This is a genomic window from Tunicatimonas sp., from assembly GCF_049647865.1.
In the GTDB taxonomy this organism is placed as follows: Bacteria; Bacteroidota; Bacteroidia; order Cytophagales; family Cyclobacteriaceae; genus Tunicatimonas.
On record NZ_JBARYM010000154.1, the window covers coordinates 1 to 3,256 of the forward strand.

The 3,256-nt window shown below is 45.1% G+C and carries 4 protein-coding genes; 2 read left to right on the top strand and 2 right to left on the bottom strand.

The genetic code is table 11. The features are described 5' to 3' along the window. A partial coding sequence (locus WBA23_RS04800) for an exo-alpha-sialidase (RefSeq protein WP_424581113.1) occupies nucleotides 1-635 on the top strand: 635 nt, incomplete at its 5' end. Nucleotides 636-711: 76 nt separating this feature from the next. Here WBA23_RS04800 and WBA23_RS04805 read toward each other — a convergent pair. Continuing rightward, complete coding sequence (locus WBA23_RS04805) at nucleotides 712-1,620, bottom strand: hypothetical protein (RefSeq protein ID WP_424581114.1); 909 nt, start codon at nucleotides 1,618-1,620, stop codon at nucleotides 712-714. A 361-nt stretch (nucleotides 1,621-1,981) separates the two neighbouring features. On the opposite strand from WBA23_RS04805, the gene WBA23_RS04810 reads away from it, so the two are divergent. Continuing rightward, nucleotides 1,982-2,986, top strand: coding sequence for an IS110 family transposase (locus tag WBA23_RS04810; protein ID WP_424581115.1), 1,005 nt, complete (start codon nucleotides 1,982-1,984; stop codon nucleotides 2,984-2,986). On the opposite strand, the gene WBA23_RS04815 is transcribed toward WBA23_RS04810, so the two are convergent. Further along, complete coding sequence (locus WBA23_RS04815) at nucleotides 2,965-3,198, bottom strand: hypothetical protein (RefSeq protein ID WP_424581116.1); 234 nt, start codon at nucleotides 3,196-3,198, stop codon at nucleotides 2,965-2,967. The two genes, WBA23_RS04810 and WBA23_RS04815, sit on opposite strands and share 22 nt — an antisense overlap. Between the last annotated feature and the right edge of the window lie 58 nt (nucleotides 3,199-3,256).

Below are 3,256 nucleotides of genomic sequence, written 5' to 3' on the forward strand. Positions count from 1 at the left end.
ATCCTATCTCCCGACGAATTGGCTGGCAAACCAAAAACAAACCATTTATTCTGGAAAACCGGTTGATCGTACCGCTCTACTCCGATGGGCTAGAGTCTTCATTATTCGCTTTTACCGATGATTATGGTAAGCATTGGCAATTTAGTAATCCGGTCGTTGGTGGCATTGGTATTCAGCCAACTATTGCTCAACAGCAAGATGGCACATTGGTAGCTTACCTACGAGACAATGGTCCGCCTCCTCAACGAATGCAACGAACTATTTCTACTGACCGGGGGACAACTTGGACAATTGCGAAAGATAGTAATTTGCCCAATCCTGGAGCTGGTCTCGATATAGTAACATTAACTACAATCGAATGGCTCATCGTTTATAATGATAATGAAGACGGTCGCCATAGTTTAGCCGTATCACTCAGCGATGATGAAGGTGAAAGCTGGCAGTGGACGCGGCACCTGGAGCAAGATGAGCGTGGCGAACAAGCAACACATAGCCACTACCCTGCAATTATACAAGGAGCAGATGGCCAGATACACGTGGTTTATAGCTACCATCGGCACGATCAGGAGCAAGCAGCTAAAACTATTAAGTACGTTTCTTTCTCACCGGAATGGGTAAAACAAGTTCACCCGTAATGGTTTTGATACTGTTCTAAAGAGGAGACATGGTACTTAGCAATTGGTAAGGGGTGTACGACAATTTTGCAATGGGTTAATTGGGATGGCAGATCAGGTCTTTGACGAGCTTCCACCGCCCGCTTTTGTTCAGACACCTCAGAGTTGCCATCTGTTGGGCTCCCTGAATAGTCCACCGTTGCCCAGAAAGCTTCATGCGGTGCTGTATGACATGACGATGGGCCGCTTCCATCGGCCCGGAACCGATTAATAAGTGTTGATCCCGATACGTTTTATAGCGCATTCTAGACAAATTGTTCTCGTAGTAGGTAAGCAAACTACGCTGTAGTTGTCGGGCTTTTCCTTGGCAAGTCATCATACTAACGTTAGCCACTACCACCGGGGCTTGATCCGCAAAGAACAAGTCTTCTTGCTCTTCTATCCATGCTGAACGCTCAATCGGATCTTTGATAGTTTCCTTAGCAAACTCACAGAGTTTTTCTTTGCAATGATAGTAATCTAGGATTTGAACACTGTCGGGATAATGCGTTGCTACCTGATCCCATATCCAACGCGCCCCATCAGCAATCCATACTAAATCAGACAAACTATCCGTAAGCGGTAGTAGCTTATTAAAAAAAGCACGATAGCCACCCAGATGAGCTACGTAGTCCGAATGGTGGATCATACTACGGGTAGTACTTTGAGCGAAATGATCTTGGTCGGCGAACAAGCGGGCTAGTTTCATCTCCTTCCAATCGTCTTCCCGGGTTAGTACCATACCACCATCTACCATTGCATAGTGTAACCGCTCATCCACCCTGCACAACGCATCGGCTTGCTGCGCTTGCCATTCCCCAGCTAATTGTCCGTAGCAATGACACAAGCGCTCTAACTGTTTGGCCGTTACCTGGGTACCCATAAGCTTTTCTATCACTTCACTGGCTTGTTCAAAAACCTGTTGTTGTCCCATATATACACACTGTGCTTGCCAATAAGCAGTCATACGGAAGCCCGCCGGGGTAGTGCAGAGAACATGCCGTTTGGGTACACTGATCTTCCCATACCTACTCTGCGGCCGCCGCCTTTAGGTTTGCAGTGTAGTAAAATTCTAAGAAAGCAATTGTTGCTATTGAGCTGTGAATATGTGGGCAACTTGATAGAGTTGTCCATATATTCACGGCTTGACCACCAGCCTAAGTGAACTACGGACGCCGCCAAGTTAAGACTTATCCCGCGATTCAGACTTAGGCTGGTTTTATCAAGACAAGCTTCAAATAGAAATTCAGGTGAAGGCTAAGTGCCCTAGACCTATTATAAGGTTTTGCAAGTGTCTTGATTATTAACTAACCACTAAACTCCAAGGTATGAATTATTCGTTTTTCGTTGGTATCGACATCAGCAAAAAGACGCTGGACTTTGCCGTCAGAGACCGAAATGGGCTTCTTTTTCACATCAAGATGGACAACTCAATGGCTGGTCTCAATCAGTTCAAACAAGAGTGTTTAGCGGAGAACATCAATCTTCGGCAGTGTCTGATCTGTTGCGAGCACACGGGTGTGTACAGCCAAAATATTTTGGCTTTAGCTACCGAAAATGACTTTTCCCTTTGGCTAGAATCTTCCCTAAGGATTAAACGATCACTAGGGCTTCAACGTGGTAAAAGCGACAAAATTGATGCAATTAGGATTAGCGAGTATGCTTTCCGCTATTCTGATCAAGCAACTCTCTGGCAACCTGAGCGGCAGAAAATCAGTAAGTTACGTCAATTAGTTTCCTTGCGTAAAAGATTACTCAATGCTAAAAACACCCTTAGAGTCCCTTTGGACGAAGTGGCTGACTTTCAGGACAAGAAGCTTCAAAAGGAAATGGAAAAGCTCAATAGAAAGCCCATTGAGGCACTGGAAAAACAAATCGCAGACGTAGAGAAAAAGATCAAGGTTCTCATCAAGGAAGACGATTCACTTAAGCATCTCTTTGAGATAGTTACCTCAGTGGACGGAGTAGGTGAAGTGGTTTTCTGTGAGATGGTGATTGCAACCAATGAGTTCAGGCTCTTTAGCTGTCCTAGAAAATTCGCCTGTTACTCTGGGATAGCGCCCTTCGAGCACAGTTCCGGAACTAGTATTCGGGGCGGTACTCGAGTAAGCCATCTGGCTAACAAACAGATGAAGAAACTATTGCATATGGCAGCTCTATCGGTCGTCTCCGGCAAGGGTGAGATGGCTAATTATTACCACCGAAAGGTAGAGCAGGGTAAGAATAAGATGCTGGTCTTAAATTCGGTGCGCAACAAAATCATCCACCGCGTATTTGCTTGCATCCGAGACAACCGAAAATATGAAAAAAACTATACACCCGCGCTTGCATAAACCATAGAAATCGCGGTAGACTTTTTTTTTCGCTTATCGCTCTCTTGGCCTACCGACTGCTGGAGCAGTTCCCTTCCCATTTGCTGCATAAATTCGTCAAACGAACGCTCGTACTCATAAGCACTCGTCTGACCTTCCTGACTAGCAGCCCAGGCATCATACTGTTTAGAAAACATAGCCATGACTTCTTCTTTCTTATCTGCTGATTCCATATCTTTTTCTCAGCAATTTAAACACTAGTTCGCTAACTTACACTTTTGTCGTACACCC